20 protein-coding genes are annotated in these 18154 nt (G+C 61.4%); 6 read left to right on the top strand and 14 right to left on the bottom strand.

The window, feature by feature from the left end; genetic code table 11:
• Nucleotides 1-121: 121 nt before the first annotated feature.
• Nucleotides 122-409 carry a hypothetical protein gene (locus HU767_RS28945; RefSeq protein ID WP_207965389.1) on the bottom strand — a complete coding sequence of 96 codons (288 nt, stop codon included), beginning with the start codon at nt 407-409 and terminating at the stop codon, nt 122-124.
• Between the two features lie 73 nt (nt 410-482).
• Between HU767_RS28945 and HU767_RS23420 the strand changes: the two genes are divergently transcribed.
• Complete coding sequence (locus HU767_RS23420; RefSeq protein WP_018607541.1) at nt 483-1169, top strand: hypothetical protein; 687 nt, start codon at nt 483-485, stop codon at nt 1167-1169.
• A 48-nt stretch (nt 1170-1217) separates the two neighbouring features.
• Nucleotides 1218-1592 (top strand): YajD family HNH nuclease, encoded by a 375-nt coding sequence (locus HU767_RS23415; RefSeq protein WP_003184246.1) that lies wholly within the window; start codon nt 1218-1220, stop codon nt 1590-1592.
• A gap of 125 nt (nt 1593-1717) precedes the next feature.
• Here the strand turns inward: HU767_RS23415 and HU767_RS23410 are convergent, their stop codons facing one another.
• Nucleotides 1718-2050, bottom strand: coding sequence for a DUF2790 domain-containing protein (locus HU767_RS23410; RefSeq protein WP_186704575.1), 333 nt, complete (start codon nt 2048-2050; stop codon nt 1718-1720).
• Between the two features lie 238 nt (nt 2051-2288).
• Here HU767_RS23410 and HU767_RS23405 point away from each other — a divergent pair, with 238 nt between their 5' ends.
• Together HU767_RS23405 and HU767_RS23400 are read left to right on the top strand one after the other, a co-directional pair.
• Entirely contained in the window at nt 2289-2759 is a 471-nt protein-coding gene (locus HU767_RS23405) for an RNA methyltransferase (RefSeq protein ID WP_186730578.1), read from the top strand.
• A gap of 77 nt (nt 2760-2836) precedes the next feature.
• The gene (locus HU767_RS23400) at nt 2837-3214 is read left to right on the top strand and encodes a DUF2892 domain-containing protein (protein ID WP_186704574.1); all 378 of its coding nucleotides are present in this window, start codon (nt 2837-2839) and stop codon (nt 3212-3214) included.
• A 198-nt stretch (nt 3215-3412) separates the two neighbouring features.
• Here the strand turns inward: HU767_RS23400 and HU767_RS23395 are convergent, their stop codons facing one another.
• Nucleotides 3413-4642 (bottom strand): hypothetical protein, encoded by a 1230-nt coding sequence (locus HU767_RS23395; protein WP_186730577.1) that lies wholly within the window; start codon nt 4640-4642, stop codon nt 3413-3415.
• A 32-nt stretch (nt 4643-4674) separates the two neighbouring features.
• A complete protein-coding gene (locus HU767_RS23390) occupies nt 4675-5124 on the bottom strand; it encodes a YcgN family cysteine cluster protein (protein ID WP_186704572.1) in 450 nt (149 codons plus the stop codon).
• Nucleotides 5125-5284: 160 nt separating this feature from the next.
• On the opposite strand from HU767_RS23390, the gene HU767_RS23385 reads away from it, so the two are divergent.
• Nucleotides 5285-5878: a nitroreductase family protein gene (locus HU767_RS23385; protein WP_186704571.1), complete on the top strand. Its 594-nt coding sequence runs from the start codon at nt 5285-5287 to the stop codon at nt 5876-5878.
• A 271-nt stretch (nt 5879-6149) separates the two neighbouring features.
• Here the strand turns inward: HU767_RS23385 and HU767_RS23380 are convergent, their stop codons facing one another.
• From HU767_RS23380 to HU767_RS23355, 6 genes are all read right to left on the bottom strand, one after another.
• Nucleotides 6150-7082 carry a D-2-hydroxyacid dehydrogenase gene (locus HU767_RS23380; RefSeq protein WP_186730576.1) on the bottom strand — a complete coding sequence of 311 codons (933 nt, stop codon included), beginning with the start codon at nt 7080-7082 and terminating at the stop codon, nt 6150-6152.
• Between the two features lie 123 nt (nt 7083-7205).
• The gene (locus HU767_RS23375) at nt 7206-7499 is read right to left on the bottom strand and encodes a YcgL domain-containing protein (RefSeq protein ID WP_186704569.1); all 294 of its coding nucleotides are present in this window, start codon (nt 7497-7499) and stop codon (nt 7206-7208) included.
• Nucleotides 7496-8629 (bottom strand): ribonuclease D, encoded by a 1134-nt coding sequence (gene rnd / locus HU767_RS23370; RefSeq protein WP_186704568.1) that lies wholly within the window; start codon nt 8627-8629, stop codon nt 7496-7498. The genes HU767_RS23375 and rnd overlap by 4 nt, the downstream gene beginning before the upstream one ends.
• A gap of 121 nt (nt 8630-8750) precedes the next feature.
• The gene (locus HU767_RS23365; protein ID WP_186730575.1) at nt 8751-9392 is read right to left on the bottom strand and encodes a class I SAM-dependent methyltransferase; all 642 of its coding nucleotides are present in this window, start codon (nt 9390-9392) and stop codon (nt 8751-8753) included.
• Between the two features lie 68 nt (nt 9393-9460).
• Nucleotides 9461-11110 carry a phosphoethanolamine--lipid A transferase gene (locus tag HU767_RS23360; protein WP_186704566.1) on the bottom strand — a complete coding sequence of 550 codons (1650 nt, stop codon included), beginning with the start codon at nt 11108-11110 and terminating at the stop codon, nt 9461-9463.
• Between the two features lie 152 nt (nt 11111-11262).
• Nucleotides 11263-12630 carry a glutamine synthetase family protein gene (locus HU767_RS23355; RefSeq protein WP_186730581.1) on the bottom strand — a complete coding sequence of 456 codons (1368 nt, stop codon included), beginning with the start codon at nt 12628-12630 and terminating at the stop codon, nt 11263-11265.
• Nucleotides 12631-13166: 536 nt separating this feature from the next.
• Here HU767_RS23355 and HU767_RS23350 point away from each other — a divergent pair.
• On the top strand, nt 13167-14108 hold the full coding sequence (locus HU767_RS23350) for a LysR family transcriptional regulator (RefSeq protein WP_186730574.1): 942 nt from the start codon (nt 13167-13169) through the stop codon (nt 14106-14108).
• Here the strand turns inward: HU767_RS23350 and HU767_RS23345 are convergent.
• The 4 genes from HU767_RS23345 to HU767_RS23330 all read right to left on the bottom strand — a co-directional run bounded on the left by HU767_RS23345 (nt 14102) and on the right by HU767_RS23330 (nt 18121).
• Nucleotides 14102-14467 (bottom strand): 5-carboxymethyl-2-hydroxymuconate Delta-isomerase, encoded by a 366-nt coding sequence (locus HU767_RS23345; protein ID WP_186704564.1) that lies wholly within the window; start codon nt 14465-14467, stop codon nt 14102-14104. The genes HU767_RS23350 and HU767_RS23345 overlap by 7 nt on opposite strands.
• Before the next feature lie 105 nt (nt 14468-14572).
• Nucleotides 14573-15496, bottom strand: coding sequence for a LysR family transcriptional regulator (locus HU767_RS23340; RefSeq protein WP_186704563.1), 924 nt, complete (start codon nt 15494-15496; stop codon nt 14573-14575).
• Between the two features lie 208 nt (nt 15497-15704).
• Entirely contained in the window at nt 15705-17789 is a 2085-nt protein-coding gene (locus HU767_RS23335) for a DUF6311 domain-containing protein (RefSeq protein WP_186730573.1), read from the bottom strand.
• Entirely contained in the window at nt 17786-18121 is a 336-nt protein-coding gene (locus HU767_RS23330) for a GtrA family protein (RefSeq protein ID WP_186730580.1), read from the bottom strand. The genes HU767_RS23335 and HU767_RS23330 overlap by 4 nt, the downstream gene beginning before the upstream one ends.
• Nucleotides 18122-18154 lie beyond the last annotated feature (33 nt).

The following is an 18154-nucleotide window of genomic DNA, read 5'->3' as shown; positions in this document are numbered from 1 at the left end:
GGGCTTGCTCGCGAAGGCGTCGGATCAGCCAGCATCTCTGTCGCCTGACACACCGCTTTCGCGAGCAAGCCCGCTCCCACAGGACCTCATCATGCATGAAGTTAAGTGACTGGCTTCATATCTACCCCCCCGGCGACTTGGCCTTCACCGGCTTCGGCTCCATGCCCGGTATCGGCTGGTCCTTGGGCGGCTTGGGCATTTCGATCGGCGGCAGCAAGGGCGGCCCACCATTTCCCGGGCCGGCCTTGGGCACGCCGTTAGGCGTGACCGGCGGATACGGCATGGGCGTGGCAGTGCCCGGCGATCCGGGGATGCTCGGCGGGTTGACCGGAATCGTCGGTTGTTGAGCCTGGGCGCAACTTATTGAGAGCGCCGCCAGGGCAATGGCCGTTAGAATGATGCACTTCATCAATGGCTCCGTGGCTATTGTCTGCTTTAAGGCTAGTCGTTACCGCGCCGGTCTGCCCTCCTACGAGATTTCCATGAAACGTTTCGTTCTGCTCGACACCACGCCCATCCCTGACAACGGCGGTGCCCTGTGCCTGTTCGAGTACGGCGAAGACTTCGTCATCAAGATCCAGGGCGGCGATGGCGGGCAGTTGATGAACACCCGCATGCACGGTTCCGAAGACGCCCTGGCCGAGATTCCTTGCCGCAAGGTCGCCGGCCGTCCTGGCTCGCGCGTGCTGATCGGCGGCCTCGGCATGGGCTTCACCCTCGCCTCGGCCCTCAAGCACCTGGGCAAGACCGCCGAAGTGGTGGTGGCCGAGCTGGTGCCCGGCGTGGTCGAGTGGAACCGTGGCCCCCTGGGTGAAAAGGCCGGGCGGCCGCTGGCGGACCCGCGCACGGTGATCCGCATGGAAGACGTGGCCAAGGTGCTGCAAGCCGAACCCCAGGGGTTCGACGCGATCATGCTCGATGTCGATAACGGCCCGGAAGGCCTGACCCAGAAAGCCAACAGTTGGCTGTATTCGGCCGGTGGCCTGGCCGCTTGCGCCAAGGCCCTGCGGCCCAAGGGCGTGCTGGCGGTATGGTCGGCCAGCGCTGACCGGCAGTTTTCCGACAAGCTGAAGAAGGCCGGTTTCAAGGCCGAAGAGGTGCAAGTGTTCGCCCATGGCAACAAAGGCACTCGCCACACCATCTGGATTGCCGAGAAGCTCAAGGGCTGAGCTAAACTCTGTCCAACCGTCATCAGTCTTTTCTACGAAGGTGAACCCATGAGTTCGTCAACGCCACCGTCCAACACCGCCAAGCTGGACCGCATCCTCGCCGATGCCCAGCGCGACCGGGAGATGGGCTACCGCGACAAAGCCCTGAAAATGTACCCCCATGTCTGTGGCCGCTGCGCCCGTGAGTTTTCCGGCAAGCGCCTGAGCGAACTGACCGTTCACCACCGCGACCACAACCATGACAACAACCCGCAGGATGGTTCCAACTGGGAACTGCTGTGCCTGTACTGCCACGACAACGAACACTCGCGCTACACCGACCAGCAATATTTCGGCGACGGCTCCCTGAGCACCCCGAAGATTGCCAAGGCGACCCACAACCCGTTCGCCGCGTTGGCTGGGTTGATGAAGAAAGACGAGTAGCGTCACCCCGTTCAATCCGAGGCAAGAGAACGTCACGCACCAGCATCCTGATCCCTGCGATAAAAACAGGCGCCACCAGGGCGCCTTACCGTCTCAAAACCAAAGGAAAACAAACGAGACGGGAATCAGCTGCCATTCGGACAGTTCTCGCCCAGGAGCCTGTATTCCACGGTATTGAGCTTGCCGTTCGAGTCTTCGTAAGTCATGCGCGACGGCCCGACGCCACAACCTTTATTGGCCGGTGTACTGCTCACCACTTTTTTCACATCGAGCTTCATGCCGTATTTGTAATGAACGATTTCGGGGACGGCTTTGCCGTTTTCGGCGGCGTATTGCGCCATGGCTTGTTGATTGTTACGGATCATCTGCCCATAAACGCGATCGCTTCCTCCTTCCGCCAAGGCCAGGGAGGAAAGGGAGAGGATCGAAACAGCGAGCAAGGCATTAAGGGTTTTCATGAGAAACTCCGGCAGTCATGTGTCAGGCAACCATAACGACTGGTGCCTTTCACAACGCTGGCGGGAACGTTACCGATTGGTCAGGTTCGTGAACAGGCTAGGGACCACCAGCCCCCACGAATCGAATGTGTGCGGGCTTGCTCGCGATGGCAACCAAACAAACACCACACATCTCGAACCTGACCACCCTCCCCCATTCCCCGTATAATCGCGCCTTTTCCCCAAAGGCACCCTGCCCGTGGCCAACAAACGCTACAGCTGCATCGGTCTGTTCAACCCCAAGTCCCCGGAAAACGTCGGTTCGGTCATGCGTGCCGCCGGTTGCTACGGCGTGGCGTCGGTGTTCTACACCGGCAAGCGCTATGAGCGCGCTGCCGACTTCGTCACCGACACCAAGAAAGTCCACTACGACATCCCGCTGATCGGTATCGATGACCTGAAGAAAATCCTGCCCCTGGGCTGTGTGCCAGTGGCCGTCGAGTTGGTGGAAGGTGCCCGTTCACTGCCCGAATACACCCACCCGGACCGGGCGCTGTACATCTTCGGCCCGGAAGACGGCTCGCTGGACAAGGACATCCGTGATTGGTGCGAAGACGTGATCTATATCCCCACCAACGGCTGCATGAACCTGGCCGCCACCGTCAACGTCGTGTTGTACGACCGCATGGCCAAGGGCAACAACACCCGTTCGGGGCCGCAATTCCGCTGATCGGTGCTATATTCGATTGAACAAGGCAATCGCTCAGGCAGTCAGCTTTATACCAATCCCCACACTGGAGACAGATCATGAGCGATAACAATCCGTTCGAGCCGATTGAGCGCACCCCTTTCCAATCCCATCCGCCGCAAAACGTGCACGGCTGGGAGCGCATTGGCTCGTTGGCCGGCGGCGTGCTGATGATGGGCAAGGGTCTACGCCGTGGCGGGGTGATCGGGCTGGCTCAACTGGCGATCGGCGGCATGGCGTTGGCGCGGGGCATCACCGGGCATTGCTCGGCCAAGAGCCTGCTGGAAAAGAATCGCCAGAACTTGGACAACGCCCGTGCCCGCATCGAGCAGGCCGGTGAAGAGCTGAGTCGCCTGAAGGCCAACGCCGAGGCGGCGACTGGCACGGCTACGGTGACGGGGAATGATTCGTTGAATTCGCCGAAGGTTGGGCTCTGAATTGCCCCGGAGCAAGCTCCCTTTCACAGAGGTTTAAAAATCGCACAGTCTCGTGGCGAGGGAGCTTGCTCCCGCTTGAGTGCGAAGCGCTCACCGCTTTTTTGGGGCCGCTGCGCGCCCCAGCGGGAGCAAGCTCCCTCGCCACACAAGCCTCCAGGCCATTGCGCAAAATTGTGGGGGTTGCTCGCGATGGCGATGTCACTGAAGTAACTGGGTATCCAGCACAGTGGAAGCCCCACCCAAAACACTTTCACTGAGCTGTACAAACGCCTCGGTGTCGACGGTTTCCAGGCGCATCGCCCCCTGCAACACATCATCCAGCGAACGCTTGTTACGGGTCTTCAGGCGAATCTCGCGGTCCAGTTCCTGCAACAGCAATACCGCCTTGGCCACGGCCGCCGGGCTGATCTGCTCGCCGCGCAAAGTGGTGACGCCCTTGCTGTCGTGGGCGAGTCGGTCGTTCAGGGTCTGGTAGCGCTCATCGCTCAAGCCGCCGGCGCGGCGCAGCAGTTCGACCGCGTAATATTCGGTCAGCCCCTCGCTGATCCAATCGCTACGGTCCTGATCATTGACCCGGGCCAGTGCCTGCACCAACTCCCGCAACAACGGGCTGCTGCCCCGCTCGCTGACCAGCGGCGGGCGGCTGTGCAGGTAAATCGAGTCATGGCCGGCCTGGGCGCCACGCCACAACGGATCGCCAGCGCCGACAATCAGCAACTTGGCCGGATGGCGCGGCACCAGCGCTTGCACCTGCGGCCAGACGAACGTCAGCAGCGTCAGCACGTCCATCCGGCGCATGCCCTGGCCCCGGGGCGAGGCCACGGTCACTTCGGTTTCACCCAGGCGGGTACGGCGGCTGCCCAGTTTGCCGGCGAGCATCCAGCCCGTGGGACGGTCGAACAGGCGCGCGGGGTCGTCGATGCGGAAGCGCTGCTTGCCGATGCGCGGCCAAGGGGTCTCGATGCTTTTCCAGCCGTCAGGCAATTCAACCTCAAGACGTGCCACCAGTTCGATGCCGTCCTGCTGATCGAGCTTGGCCGACGGCACCAGATCATCGCCGCGCAGCAACGCCCAGGTCGGGGTCATGCGGGTTTCGAAGGTGGCGTTCTTGCGGGCATGGCTGATGCGCACGCGGTAGCTCAGGCTCGCCTTGTCCGCGGCCGGACGCCAGACACCACGGGCTTCTTTGCCAGGGGTGAGCTGCCATTGGCCGTCGGCCTTGAAATCGCTGTAGCGACTGCCGTCGCCGAGGTCGAAATCCAGGCTGCGCACCGCCGAGCCCCGGGCCAGGGTCAGGCGCACTTCGGCCTGGTCGCTCTGGGGCAACAGGTGCACATGATAATCCAGGTCGACTTTCTGCGCCGCCCACAGCGGCCCGCATACCGCCAGCAACCCGGCCGCCAGTATCCGTTTCAATCCTGCAGCCATGGGTTCTCCCAGGTGGCGCGCCGCCCGGCGGTTCAGCCGGCGCGAAAAATCAGATGATCTTCCCAGTCGTCTTCCGGCACGCTGCCTTCGGCCAGCATACGTCCGGACTGGGAAATGCGTTCATGGTGCACGGCATCGCGATCGCCACAGACCAGGTGGTGCCACAAGGGCAAGTCCTTGCCCTCGCTGACCAGCCGATAACCGCAGGTCGGCGGCAGCCATTTGAACTCATCGGCCTTGCCCGGCGTGAGCTGGATGCAATCGGGCACGTACTCACGACGGTTGGGGTAGTCGGTGCACTGGCAGGTTTTCAGGTCCAGCAGTTTGCAGGCGATGCGGGTGTAGTAGACGCTGTTGTCATCTTCGTCTTCGAGCTTTTGCAGGCAGCACAGGCCACAGCCGTCGCACAGCGATTCCCATTCCTGGGGATCGAGCTGATCGAGGGTTTTGCGTATCCAGAACGGTTCGACTTTGGCGGCCATGGTTCGAGCATCAACATCAGGTGGTGAAAAGGCCGACAGTCTAGTGCCGGGACCTCCTGAGGCCAAGCATTGGCGACTGTCGGTATACAGGGGCTTGTCAGGCCGGGCGGCGGGACGTAGGTTGCTTGATTGTCTTTCCACACTCGAGCCAGGTAAGCCCATGAGCGCCAACTCCCGTATTGCCGATTACGCGATCCACCCCCAGTTCATCGAACGCTGGTCGCCCCGCGCCTTTACCGGCGAAAGCATTGCCGAAGAAACCTTGCTGAGCTTCTTCGAAGCCGCGCGCTGGGCCCCTTCGGCCTATAACTCCCAGCCTTGGCGTTTCCTGTACGCACGGCGCGACACGCCGAACTGGGAGCGTTTCCTGGGCTTGCTCAACGAGTTCAACCGCGGCTGGGCCCAACACGCCTCGGCGCTGGTGATCATCGTCTCGAAAACCACCTTCGCGGTGCCCGGCGCCACCGAGGAAACCCCGGCGCAGAGCCACACCTTCGACACCGGCGCGGCCTGGGGCCACCTGGCGCTGCAAGCCAGCCTCAGCGGCTGGCACACCCATGGCATGGCCGGTTTCGACCAGGAACTGACCCGCAAGGAACTGAAGATCCCGCAAGGCTACGCCCTGCACGCCGCCGTGGCGATTGGCAAGCTGGGGGACAAATCGACCCTGGCCGAATACCTCCAGGCCCGCGAAGTCCCAAGCCCACGCCGGCCGCTGAGCGAACTGGTGGCAGAAGGTGATTTCACCCTGTAACCCCTTTTATGCTCACTGAAATAACCACTGTGGGAGCGAGCCTGCTCGCGATGGCGCCAGATCAGCCACTTCGATGGCGACTGACACACAGCTATCGCGAGCAGGCTCGCTCCCACAATGGGTTCTGTGGCGAACGCATTTTTTGTGGCCACTGAAAAATCACTGTGGGAGCGGGCTTGCTCGCGAAAGCGGAGTCTCAGTCAGCATAAATGTTGAATGTGCCGGCCCTTTCGCGAGCAAGCCCGCTCCCACAGTTTGATCGAGGATGGCTTCAATAGCCTCGGGCGAAATCCACTTCACCACGCAGTGCTTCGCCCGCCTGATAGGCCCGCAGGTTATCCAGGAACAACTGCGCCATCATCGGTGGCGAAGTCGGTGCCGAACTGTGGCCGGTCAGCAGCAGGCCCCAGGCGGTCCAGAACGGATGGCGCTGCGGCAGCGGCTCCTGGCGGCAGACGTCGATCACCGCGCCGGCCAGGTGCCCTTCCTTCAGGGCTTGCACCAGGTCCGCGTCCACAACCGCTACGCCGCGGCCAACGTTGATGAACAACCCGGTCGGCTTGAATTGCTTGAACAGCGCCGCGTCGTAGATGTCATGGGTCTCTGGCGTGTTGGGCAGCAAATTGATCACGTAATCCACCTCGCCCACCAGCCGCGGCAGATCCTTCAGTGCCCCGACCTCGATGAACGGCGCCATTTCCCTGGCTTCGCTGGCGATGCCGTACAACTGCACGCCGAACGGCACCAGGAACTGCGCCACACACTGGCCGATGTCCCCCGTCCCGACGATCAGCACCTTGCGTCCAGCCAGGCCTTGGCCCTGGCGGTTGTCCCACTTGCGCTCGACCTGGCTGACCAACCGGGCCAGCACCTCGCGCTCATGGCCGAGCATGTAGGTCAGCACATACTCAGCCATCACCTGGCCAAAAATGCCCACGGCACGGGTCAGGCGGTAATCGCGGCTCAAGCCATCGGCCAGCAGCGGCGTGATGCCCGCCCAGGTCGATTGCAGCCAACGGGGCTGGTGGCCTTGACGCAACAGGGTGGCCAGCAGATCAGGCTGGCCGAGCCAGACCGGGCAATCGGTGGCCAGTCGCGACAGTTCGGCGGAATCGCCGCTGGTCAGCACTTCAATATCGGGTGCAGCCTGACGCAGAAGCTGGGCATACACCGCGTGATCGTGTTCGGCAATCAGAACGCGCATGAATCAAACCTTTCAAAAACAGTGCAGACGACCGCCGACAGAGTGTCGCTCTATCCTTGCGATCGTCGTCAATAAATCATTCCGTGTTTCAAGAAGCGCCCAGGACAGGCGCCTCCAATACCATCAGACCGGGTCGTTGCGGCGCAACAACTCTTCGGGCAAATGCTCGATGTACTCGTCTTCGGCCGGTGGCATCTGCAAGTGATAGCCCTGGGTGTCGAGGTTTTCCAGCACTTTGTTGATGTCTTCCCGGGACAGCTCACGCTCGGGGCTCAGCACCAGGTCAAAGGCGTGGATCGCCTTGCCGAAGGCGGCCATCAATGGCTCGGGCACGCGCTCCAAGGCATCGCTCTTGAGCACATACAGGTACATCTCGTTTTTCTTCGAGCTGCGGTAGATGGAGCAGATACGTTTCAAGGCTGTTCTCCGGCAGTGGCCAGGCTGTCGAGCAGCGCCTGGCCCATCAATTCGCGGCGCCAGCCACGCAGCGAATCGGGCAATTGGTAAGGGCCCTCGGGAAAGCCGCTCTTGATCAGCGCCTCGAGGGTTTTCTTGCGCAGCATCAGCTCCGGGGCAATGCCCAGGCGCTCGGCTTCAGCCTGCCCCAGCGCCCGCAGGCGCTTGACCAGGGCAGCGGCCTCGATGGGCAACGGCTCGGCCACGGCCGGCGGCCATTGCTCGGGCGGGATGCTGGCGGCGCGCTGGATCAGGTCCAGCAGAAACTGGCCGTCCTGGCGCACGGTACGCGGGTGCATGTCTTCGATTTTCGCCAGCGCGCCGAGGTTATCCGGCTGGGTGCGGGCCAGGGGCCACAGCGAATGCTCGCGGATGATGCGGTTGCGCGGCAGGTCACGGGCCCGCGCCTCACGTTCGCGCCAGGCGCACAGCTCGCGCAGCACGGCCAATTGGGCACGGGACAGTTTCCAGGCCAGCTTCGCCTCGCGGTAGACCTCGTACGGGTCGACTTCGCGACGCAGGTTGGCCACCAGTTCGGCCCCATCCTCCAAGACCCAGCGGTATTTTTCGTCGGAAAGCTTCGGGCGCAGTTCTACGAAAACCTCCGCCAGATGCACCGCATCCTCTGCCGCATAGCTGATTTGCGTCTCGGACAGGGGCCGTTGCAACCAATCGGAACGGGTCTCGCCCTTGGGCAGCTCGATGCCCAGCACTTCCTGCACCAGCCGCGAATAGCCCATGGAGAAACCCAGGTTCAGGTAGGCGGCAGCCAATTGGGTATCGAACAGCGGCGCGGGCAGGCTACCGGTCAGGCGCAGCAGCACTTCAAGGTCTTCGCTGCAAGCGTGCAGCACCTTGAGCACCGCCGGGTTTTCCAGCAGAGCGGCCAACGGCTGCCAGTTGTCGATGGTCAAGGGGTCGATCAGGTAGGCACGCTTGCCGTCGCCAATCTGCAATAAGCCAGCAATGGGATAAAAGGTGTCGACCCGCATGAATTCGGTGTCGAGGGCGACGAATGGCAACTGCTGCCACTCGGCGCAAAACTGACCGAGGCTATCGTTGTCGCGAATCCAGTGAATATCGATGGCCACACGGCTCTCCCTTGAAGAATGGCGCGCAGTATATATCGCCGCTGGCGATTGCGAGCATCCATAGAGCAGCTGTCTGAGAGAAATCGCCTGCGAAAAAGCAAGAATAGTCCTACATCAAGAATTAACCGGTCTTACGCAATACATAAACACGCGTCAGCGCAAAACCGGGTAGGAAATCCTGGTACCAAAGCACGCTGAAACCCGCCTGGCGAAACTCGGCTTCGACATTGGCCTTGTCGGCCAGGCTGCGTTGCGGCACCAGGCCCCTCTTGAGGCGCCCTTCGATTTTCACCGAAACGATCACCGTGTCGCGACTGACCCGATGAAACTCGCGCAACAGCACCAGGCGATGCTCGCTGGCGCGGAGGTGGCGAAACAGTTGCAAACAGAAAATACAATCCACTGCGTTGGCCGACAGCCCAAGGGTGAATGCCGAACTCGGGAAGGTCTTGACCCGCTGGAGCAACGTGTCGCCATGGTGGGTGAGCGCGTGTTCGAGCATGTCCGGCGACGGGTCCGCCGCCAAGATCACCCGGTTGGCATGCTCGGCCAGCACCGGCCAGAACCGCCCTGCCCCACAGGCCACGTCCAGCACCAACCCCGGCTCGCCCGCCACTTTCAGGGCATTGCGCACCATTTGTTCGTCGCGCCAGAACGCCAGGCGCAAGCGGCGAGGCGCCGGTCGGCAGCAAACCTGCGCATGCTCCTGGTCATGCTGCCTGGCGAACTCAAGCTCGATGGTGGATGGGGGTAACCCGGACATACAAACGGCTCTTGGAAAAGGCTGGCTGACAGGTTAACCAACCCCGCGTGAAAAAAAGGTCCAGGCGTTCACTCCCGTGCCAGGACACCGTCAATCACCGCGCCGCGACAATTGGCGAACAAGTCCAGGTCGCGGTTGTAGACCTGGCTGTTGACTTCCAGCAACCCGAGCATCGAATGAAACAGGTTGTCCTGGCTCAAGGGCTTTTCACGACTCAGTTGCAGGCAATGGGTGTCGACCGAAAAGGACTTCTGGTAGCTGTCGGAGAACCAGGCCAGCATTGCCACGTGTTTCTGTTGTTCCGGGGCGAGCATGTAGGGCGTGCCATGGAGAAACAGGTTGTACTCGCCCAGGGACTCGCCATGGTCGGACAGGTACAGCATGGCCGTGTCGACCTTGTCCTGGTTGGCCCGCAGCAGATCGATCAGGGTCGACAGCACATGATCGGTGTACACCAGCGTATTGTCGTAGCCATTGACGATGCTCTCGCGGCTGCAATTGTTCAGCGCATTGCTTTCGCACACCGGCGTGAAATGCTCGTATTCCTTGGGGTAGCGCTTGAAGTATTCCGGCCCGTGGCTGCCCATCTGGTGCAGCACCAGTACCGTGTCCTTGTCGAGGGTGTCGATGAAATGCTGCAGCCCCTGGAGCAGGATCTCATCGCGGCACTCACTGTTGGCGCACAGCGCCGGGTCCTTGAGGTTGCTGACATCCTGCAGCGTGACCCGGTCGCAGGTGCCCTTGCAGCCAGATTGATTGTCCCGCCAGATCACCTCCAGCCCGGCGCGCTTGAGCACATCCAGCAAGCCCTCCTCATTCTTGGCCTTGCTGGCGTCGTAGTTCTTGCGCCCCATGTTGGAAAACATGCAGGGCACCGACACGGCGGTCTCGGTGCCGCAGGAATGCACGTCGGTGAAGGCGATCAGGCCGGCCTCCTTGTCCAATGTCGGCGTGGTGTCGCGGTGATAACCGAGGATGCCGAAGTTCTCGGCCCGGGCGCTCTCGCCCACCACCAGGACGGTCAGGGATTTACGGCCATGGGTTTGCCAGGCCGGGTTGCGACTCGCGTCCTCGCCCAAGGTGATGAACGGCTGCTTGGCCGACGCGACCTGTTCGCGCAAATACCCAAGCGAGGCACCGATGTAATTGCTCGGTACGACCATCAAGCGCAACTCGTGGTGGTTGCGAAACAGTGACGACAAACCTTGGTAGTTGACCAGGGCAACCACGCCGATCACCGCGGCCGAGGCCACGCCGACCAGTAACTTACTTAATAACTCCTTTGGCCAACGACGGTAGTTGATCGGGGTCTTGAACAACAACCAGCACGGCAAGACACCCAATAAGCCGATATAGACAAACAACTTCAACGACAACAGATCACGGACTTCCGTGGCATTGGTTTCAGCGAAGTTGCGCAACATGCCGGCATCGATCAAGACGCCGTATTGGGCCATGAAATACGCCACGCCGGCGCTGATCAGGAACAACAGCATCAGCACCGGCTTGAGCAGCGGACGGAAGGCCACGAGGGTCAACACCAGGTTGAACGCACAGAAAATCATCAGGCCAAACGCCACGCACATCAGCAGGCCCCGAGCGTCCGCCGTCGTGATCGCCAGCAAGTGTTGCCAGAGCACGAGGTTGAAGCCCACTAACAAAAAGGCACTGGCGGCCAGCGTCACCCACTCGGGGCGCACGGCTTTAATAGTCAGCATGAGGGTTGAAGGCTTCCTGAAGTTGCTCTTTGAAAAAGAAGTGCCGCAGAAAACATGTGAAAAAAATGTTTTCTACGGCAGCACAAACTTTAGGCAGCCCACCATCAATTTTTCGTGAAAAAGTTGCTGTTAAATAATTATTTAAGCTGCTGCTAGGCCTGATTCAGATACCAGCGCCAATCCTGTTCCCCGACTTCCCCCATGAACTGCCGGTATTCGGCGCGCTTGACCGCCAGATAAACACCTAGGAACGCCTCGCCAAACGCTCCCCGCGCCCAAGTCGAAGCTTCAAGGGCACGCAGGGTAGTGAGCCAGTCAGTGGGCAGCAGCTCGGTCGCCTGGGCGTAGCCGTTGCCTTCCACAGGTTTCCCGGGATCGCACTGTTCACGCAAGCCGTGATGGATGCCCGCCAATATCGCCGCAGCCGCCAGGTACGGGTTGGCATCGGCGCCGCAAATACGATGCTCGATGTGCCGCGAGAACGCCGGGCCGCCCGGTACCCTCAGGCTCACGGTGCGGTTGTCCACGCCCCAGGTGGCGGCCAGCGGTGCGTAGCTGTTGCTTTGGAAGCGCCGGTAGGAGTTGGCGTTCGGGCAAAACATCAACAACGAATCGAGCAAAGTATCGAGCATCCCGCCCACGGCATGGCGCAACAGTGGCGTACCGTCGCCGGCTTCACTGGCAAACAGGTTGTGGCCATCGCGGTCGGCCAGGCTGACATGCATGTGCAGGCCGGAGCCCGCCAAGTGCTCGAACGGCTTGGCCATGAAACACGCCTGCATGCCGTGCTTGTGGGCCACGCCCTTGACCAGTCGTTTGTAGCGCACCGCTTCATCCATGGCTTGCAAGGCATCGCTGCGGTGTTCAAGGGTGATTTCCACTTGCCCCGGGGCGTATTCGGAAATCGCGGTCCGGGCCGGAATGCCTTGCAGCTTGCACGCGGCGTACAGATCGGCGAGGAACGGCTCGATCTGCTCCAGTTCGCGCAAACCATAGACCTGGGTGGTGCGCGGCCGACCACCGTCAGCGTCCCGCGCCGGTTGCGGCCGGCCTTGGCTGTCGCGCTGTGCGTCCAGCAGATAAAACTCCAGCTCCGCCGCCATCACCGGATAAAACCCGTCGGCCTGCAAGGCTTCGATCACCTGGCTGAGCAGATAACGCGGATCGGCGATGGTCGCTGGCAGGCCTTCCTGGGGATGCATACTGACCTGCACCGCCGCCGTGGGAATCAACCGCCACGGCATGCGTTGCAAGCTGCCGCTGAGGGGATAGGCGCGGCAATCGATGTCACCGACTTCCCACACCAGCCCGGAATTTTCCACATCATCGCCATTGAGGGTCAGCCCGAGAATCGTACTGGGCAGCGGCCGGCCACTTTCATAGACCGCCAGCAACTCGTCCCGATGCAACAACTTGCCACGGGGCACGCCGTTGTTATCGAGAATGAACAACTCGAACAACTCGATATCGGGGTTTTGCGCAAGGAACGCCTGGGCGTGTTGCACGGGTGCGAAAGACATTTTGGCAAGGCTCATGAGAAAACTCGTATTTCCGTGTCGGACGGGCGACAACGCGCCGTCAGTCTGTGCTCGCCATTGAGCGAGCGCCGTGGAGGTTCAACGGGAAAAACGAGTGTCCGGAGGACGCGCATGGCGACAATGCCAGAGCGCCCAAAAAGCCAGCTCGGAGGGCAGCGCACCAAGGGAGGGGGCCATGACGGGCGTGCATCTGCCGACCGAATCGACTGCGGCGGATGGAGGGTATTGCACTGCCTGGGGCCAAGCGTCCATGAGCGCATCACAGGAAACACATCGGGCAAGCGTCCCACGGCACCTTGGGCGGTTAAACATGGATTTGATGAAGCTTGGATCACCGCTAACTAAACTTAAGCAAACGAGTCGGTCGTTGATCGACACGTCGTGTTCCCTACACTATCTGTCCCGTTCCCGACCATGAAAGCGCCTGCCTGGCATTCTCTTGGCACCATCGTTCCGTTACGATCGTCAGCCTGGTTTGCGCAAGATCCGCGCAAGGAAGCGAGTGAGAGACAGAACGGATGCTGAACAGTAACGCCCTCAGAAAGCTCGACATGCAGGACCTCATGGTGTTTAGCGCCGTGTACGAGCAAAGCAGTGTCACCGGTGTGTCCGAGGCCCTGTGCGTCAGCCAGTCAACCGTCAGTTATTGCCTCAAGAAACTGCGAACCTGTTTCGAGGACGAACTGTTTATCAACACCCGCACCGGCATGCGCCCCACCTGCAAGGCCGAGGGCATGTACAACCATGTGCGCGCCATTTTGCAAAGCATCAACCTTTGCCATGCCGGTCCGCCGACCTTTGATCCGACCCGGCAAGCCGTCACCTTCAACATCTGCGCACCAGAATATTTCGAACACCTGATCCTGCCGCAGCTGCTGCAAGGCTTCGATTACGCCAATTTGCCGGTGGTGGTGAACGTGCACAAGCTTGAAGCCGACATTCCCGCCGAGGAATTGCGCGACGGCAGCCTGGACTTGGTGATCTGCTTCGGCCCGAACGTTCACGGCGACCATGCCGATGTAAGATCCCGGCAGTTGCTGGAGGAAGATTGGGTCTGCGTCATGGACAAACGGGCGACGCCACTTGAGCCACAACTGAGCCTTCAATCTTTCGTACAGCGCCGACACGTGTTTGCGACGCCTTGGGCGTCAGCGAGCAACAGGGTGGACGGCTGGCTGTCGCGGCAGGCCCATCACCGGCAAGTCGCCGCGCGCGCCAACAGCTACAGTGCCGCGCTGAAGATGATCACCGGCACTGACTTCATCCTGACCCTGCCCCGGCGCATCCAGAAACTGCTGGCCAATGAGGCGATCTTCAATCACCACGAAGCGCCCAAGGGCTTGCCGGGGTTGACCTTGGACATGCAGTGGAGCCCGGCCCTCGATCAGGACAGTGCCAACGCCTGGCTACGCGAACAGATCATCAAGGCCTGCGCCCACGCAACGCCTGCGCGTCATTGACCGATCAAGGCCTTGGCATAGGGCTCGCGGTCGATGTCGAGGATCTCAACGCACAATTGCACGCTGACTTCGGCCGGCCATGGCTCCAGGCCTTTGATCACCTCCAGCAGGCTTTCGGCCAATTGTTTCTTGATTTCCGGCGAGCGGCCGCTGAGCAGGGCCAGTTTCACGTGCACGAAACCCCGCTCGCCCATCCCTGTACCCACCCGGAACGTCTCCAGTTTCACCGCCCGGCCCTTGATGTCGTGCTCGGCGGAAAATTGACCGGAGGCCACCAGCGCATTGTTCAGCCGCAGCAACGCGACGTCGGCCTTCAGCCCGGGCAGGTTGGCGGTGTACTCCATGTGCAGGTGAGGCATGTGTTCGACTCCGATTCGAAAAATATGACGAGGTGGTTTCAGCGGTCACAACCTTACCTCGACTTTATTCTTTGGGGCAGGATTTTGTTTCGCGGCAGGCCGGTGTCAAGGTTGTGCCAAGGGCCCGCGCTCGCCCATGAAGGCCTCCAACCGCGAGCGCAACCAGCGCTCGGCCGGGTCACTGTCGACATGACTCAACCAGACCATGGATAAATCCAGGGTCGGGGTCTTGAAGGGAAAGGGTTCGTTGAACAATTGCCCCGAGGCCGCCATGGCGGCGGCGGTATAGTCCGGCAGGCTGGCGATCAGGTCAGTACCGGCCAGCAATGCCGGCAATGCGCTGTATTGCGGCACCGACAACACGACCTGGCGCTTGCGCCCGATCTCCGCCAGCCATTCGTCAGCGAACCCGGCGACGTTGGCGGTATGGGACACCAGCACATGAGGCCGCGAGCAGTATTCGTCCAGGGTCAGCGGCGTGTCCGACGCATCGGCGCGCAACACGCGGGGTTGGATATGGCGCAACAGCTTGCGCTTGGCGTTGGCCGGCAGGCCGCGCGTCTGGCTGATGCCCACGGTGATGTCGCCCGATGCCAGCAAATCGGGGATGCGCCAGTAATCGACATGCTGGACCACAAACACGATTTGCGGCGCCTCTTGCCGCAGGCTGCTCAGCAGGGGCGGCAACAGGCCGAACTCGACGTCGTCCGACAGGCCGATGCGGAATGTCATGGCGCTGTTGGCGGGATCGAAATCGTGGGTCAGGCTCAACGCCACCGACAGCGAATCGAGCGCCGGCGAGAGGTGCTGGATGATTTCCTCGGCCCGGGCCGTCGGCTCCATGCGGTGGCCGACGCGAATGAACAGCGGATCGTTGAACATCTTGCGCAGACGATTGAGGGCCGAGCTGATGGTCGGTTGGCCCAGGAACAGTTTTTCCGCCACCCGTGTCACGTTGCGCTCAAGCATCAACGTTTCGAACACCACCATCAGGTTGATGTCGGCCTTGCGCAATTCGTTGCGGTTCATCCACTGCCCCTCGATCCCTTGATGGGGTGCAGTGTAGGAACGCTGGGGGCTGTGCGTCTATGCGCTAAACGTCCAGTCGCCTGCTTTTGTGGCGAGGGAGCTTGCTCCCGCTCGGTTGCGCAGCAACCGCAAAATATTGGGGCCGCTTCGCAGCCCAGCGGGAGCAAGCTCCCTCGCCACAATGAGTAAGCCATTGTGAAGTGGAAAACTACTTCACAGTCAGCGATTTCAACCCCAACGCCATGACGCGCTCATCACTCCCCAGCCCCAGCGCCTTGGGACTGATGGCATCGGGCAAATGGAACCGCACCCGCACTCGCCCATCCGCACCCATCGTTTCGCGAATGGCTGCCGTCAGAGGCAGTTCCAGCGTGTTGTCCTGCAGTCGGTTGAACTGCGTCGCCAGCGCCGCAACGCCGTTGATCGACACCTCCACCCGCTGGCGCGTGTGCGAGGGCTGCACGAACGCCGCGGCTTCGATCGAGAGGGCACGCGCTTCTGGCGGTATGCGTAAAACAACCTCAGCCTCAGGCCCTTCCGACCAAGTGCCCCAATCCTCGACCCGTCCCCAGCCATTGGCCAACATCGCGTTGGCTCGGCTGAACACTTGGCGCTCACCGAGCTTGACCTGCATGTCCAGTGTTTCATCGGCGAACGGTGGGCATTGGGCGCATGTCTTCCAGCCCGGCGCCAGCACCACCAGGCCATCGATACGGGTCAACAGGTCGGTCTGGCGATTGACGGTTTTCGCCGCCTGGAGCGCGGCGCCAGGGTCGAGGATGTACAGCGAATCCGCGACGTACTGGCCGCTGGCAAGCATCTGCTCGGCGTGTCGCTGGGCTCGCTCGATCGCCCGGTCACTCATGCGCCCCAAGTACACGCCATCGGCTTCCAAGCCGTGCGTCAGGGCGTATTGGCTGGTCAGCAGCCAGTTGTCCGGCTGGTTCTGCGGCAATAACGTGCGGACTTTCGAATAATGACCGGCGGCACTGGCCCAGAACGGATCATTCAGGGGCGTAGGCCAACTCGAGGCCGCCGGCGTCATCCGGCTCTGGCGCAGGCCGGCCCATCCCGCGCGGGTATCCAGGACCTGCACCACCAGGGTCATGGCCAGCAGACACGCCGCCGTCCGGGGTTTGTTGCCGCGGATCACCAGGAAAATCACCGCAAATATGATGGCGTAGAACACCGGCCAGAACATCCGACCGGCCGCGCGAAAGACGTTCGCCACAAGCTCAACGGGTCTTGGCAGCCAGTAATGCACGTTCTGCATGCCGATGCCGAGATGGTTGGTCAGCGAAAACAACGTCAGCCCGATCAATGCCCACAGCAACAGGCGCCTGTGGCGCACGGCATTCACCAAACCGGTGTTGCCTTGCAGCAAAGCCACGCCGGCGCAGATCGCCAGCATGAGGACGCCCAATCCCAGGTAATTGAAACCTTCGTAGTCCCCGGGGCCCTGGGGCATATCGCGCAAGGTGTAGGACCAGCCGCTAGGGTTGACCAGCGACATCACATTCAGGCGATACAACCCAAAACCGCCCGCCACGGTCCCGCCACCCACGCTGAAATAACCCGCCTGCCAACAACAGAACGCCACCAGCACAAACAAGCCGCCCAGCTCAATCAAGGCATCACGCCGGGACAACCGCCCCTTCATGGCCTGGCTGGCAAGGTCGGCCAGCCAGATCAACGCCACCATCGCCAACAGGTACGCATGCACCAGCGCGGTGGCGGCCAACAGCACGCCCCAGGCCAGCCGCCGCTTTTGCAAGCCGGGCCGCAGCGCCAGGTACAGGGCTGCGAGGATCAGGAAATGCCCGGACAGCGACAAGTGCCCGCCCATGCGCAGAAACATCGGCGGCGAAAACACAAATAACCCAGTACCCAACAGCCTGATCCACAGCGACGGCGTCAGCAGTCCGACGAGTTTCCAGGCGAACCAGGCCTGCAGGACGAAACAGGCCAGCAACCACAGGCCAAAATACTGGAACGTCTCGGGAAGCCAGGCGTTGAAGGGTTTGAACAAGAACGCCAGCAACGGATTGGAGTCGGAAAAAATGATGCCGTTGCCCAACTCCAGACCATAGGAAGGGTTCATGCCCAACGGAAAGGTCCAGGGTGAACTGCGGAAAAATGCCCAGCCCATGTAATGGGTCGCCGCATCGCCCTCCCCCAGCCAGGCGATGTTGGTCGGATCCAGCACCCGAGGACCGATCACCAACAGGAACGCCAGCGCGCCCAACAATATGGGCAACAAGGAAACCGGGAAACGCTGACTACGAAGGGTCATCGATACGTCCAGAAATTATGCAGGATGAAGGTGTACACCGGGATGATCAGCGCCACGGCCATGATACCCGCGAGGTAACCCAGGCCGACGCGCTGGGCCACCCAGGCCACCAGCATCGCCAGCCCCAACCCGCCGATCGAGACCACCACGAAACGGCCGAGGGTGCGGCCATGCAAGCGGCTGGAAAAACTCCAGAGGGTGTTGATCAGGTACGACACCACGGTCGCCACGACAAAGGCGAAACCATTGGCCAATGGCGGGTTGGCCAGAACCAGGTGCACAAACAACACGGCCGCCACCACGTGGACGCCAGTGACGAGCAGGCCGGTCATGGCAAAACGCAAGGCACGTCGCAGCAAGGGCGA

Origin of the sequence: Pseudomonas sp. SWRI179 (assembly GCF_014268705.1) — a bacterium.
Taxonomy (GTDB): domain Bacteria; phylum Pseudomonadota; class Gammaproteobacteria; order Pseudomonadales; family Pseudomonadaceae; genus Aquipseudomonas; species Aquipseudomonas zanjanensis.
The sequence above is the reverse complement of the archived record's forward strand: the minus strand, read 5'-3'. Positions and strand labels throughout refer to the sequence as shown.